The 1673-nt window shown below is 39.5% G+C and carries 2 protein-coding genes; both read right to left on the bottom strand.

Going from position 1 to position 1673, the window contains the following annotated elements; all coding sequences use genetic code 11:
- The coding region (locus ACP6PK_RS26845) for a GAF domain-containing protein (RefSeq protein WP_426564216.1) at positions 1 to 1342 on the bottom strand (1342 nt) is incomplete at its 3' end.
- Positions 1343 to 1536: 194 nt separating this feature from the next.
- Positions 1537 to 1673 (bottom strand): ATP-binding protein (locus ACP6PK_RS26840; RefSeq protein ID WP_426564218.1); only part of this gene is annotated, 137 nt, incomplete at its 5' end.

The following is a 1673-nucleotide window of genomic DNA, read 5'->3' as shown; positions in this document are numbered from 1 at the left end:
TTCTTTGGTTGAGAATGGGACTGCAAAGGATACTTTTGGGTTGTTGTTCGAGCAAGTATAGATCGGCACTGAAGTTGTTGTTCTGTTCGAGGTTGTTGAGTAGCAGTGTCTTTTGAGTTCGTTTCACAGTATTGATGATGCTGCGAGGTATGGTATCGGTTTGATCTAGGGAAATAATGCTTATATCACAACTTTTGTTATTGCATTGAGCAACAATTTCCCAATCATCAGGCTTATTTAACAATAAAACTCCTTTGTTAGCCCCCGCATTCTCAATTAAAATCTGCATTAACTTAGACAGCAACGCATCAAGTTCGATTTCTTCCGATATAATTCTGGAGGCTTTGATAGCAGAGGTATGGTCTAGGAAAAGAGTTGTGCTAGTGACTGTATCTGAGGCTTGACTAGAGATGAAATTGTTATAGGAATTACCAGTTTCTCTTGTTTCCAAGATGGCGGTGAGAAGTTGAGAATATTTTGTTTCGAGCTGGTTGGTTTTTGCTTTTGCCCCCCAACGGGCGTAGCAATAGTAAGCTTCAATCATATAGTCGGCAGCAACTCTGTTTTTGCCCCACTCAAGGTAAAATTTGGCTGCTAGTTCGTTAGCTAGTGCTTCTTCTTGGATGTATTCATTTTCTTTTGCTCCTGCTATAGCCTGCTCGTAAAGTTCTATTGCTTCTGCTTTTTGTCCTTTAACTCGGCAAATTTCTGCTGCTACCAAATCTACCTTATGTTGATAATTCATGGGAGCATAATTCGCCCAATGCTGTTGCAGTTTTGCTTGGTTGGCTTCTACCTGTGCAAATATTTCTGATGTTTCCCCAGACTTTAAACTCAAAGCCGCTAAAGCCGTCAAAGAATCATAGAAATAAAACACTGGTTCACCAATGAGTCCGACACCTGCCACTAAATATTTTCTGACTTCAATTGCCTGGTTTTGAGCTGATTCAATTTCTTCAAATAAATAGTCAAGCATCAGCTTATATATATAGAAGAAATACAACGCAGCAAATTGACGCGCTTTTAGCAATTCTAGAGACTCAACTTCTTGGAAAGCCTCTCCAGACAAGATAGTTGGATTTTCTGCAACTCCCAGCAAATTCAACATACATTGCCAATGGATGCGACACCTACTAGCTGTGGTTAATAGATTCAATTGCACTAGAGCATGGCAGTAAGTACGAGTTTCCGGCTCCAATATCACAAGAGGCTTACCGCACCAAAAAGAATTGTAGCAAATGGTTTGAGCATTATATCCCGCATCTTCTACCTTTCCCACTTCTAGCCCGACTCCATAACCCTCTTTCAGCACTGGTAGTGTTGTGTTGATGTGAATTATCATTAGACATCTCCGGGAAAGGGGGGGGGTAGATAGAAATATAGCGGTTTTCACTTCATGACTTGCATTACTTCTTCCTTCTTCCTTTAAACTCAAATCTCTGTACTCTAAAAAACATGAAAACTGCTATAATTGATTTGATTTTTGATTGTCGGAAATGTCTATTTGTTTGTAGTAGAGCTTTATATCAAATCCGCTTAATTTGGAATATCTATGATAAATTCAGTACCTTTTTCCAGTTGAGAAATATACAGTAATTTTCCTCCATGTTGCTCGGTGACTATTTGGTAACTAATAGACAACCCCAGTCCTGTTCCTTGACCAACTGGTTTGG

Origin of the sequence: Dapis hubbardiae BLCC-M172, from assembly GCF_050016015.1 — a bacterium.
In the GTDB taxonomy this organism is placed as follows: domain Bacteria; phylum Cyanobacteriota; class Cyanobacteriia; order Cyanobacteriales; family Microcoleaceae; genus Trichodesmium.
The sequence above is the reverse complement of the archived record's forward strand: the minus strand, read 5'-3'. Positions and strand labels throughout refer to the sequence as shown.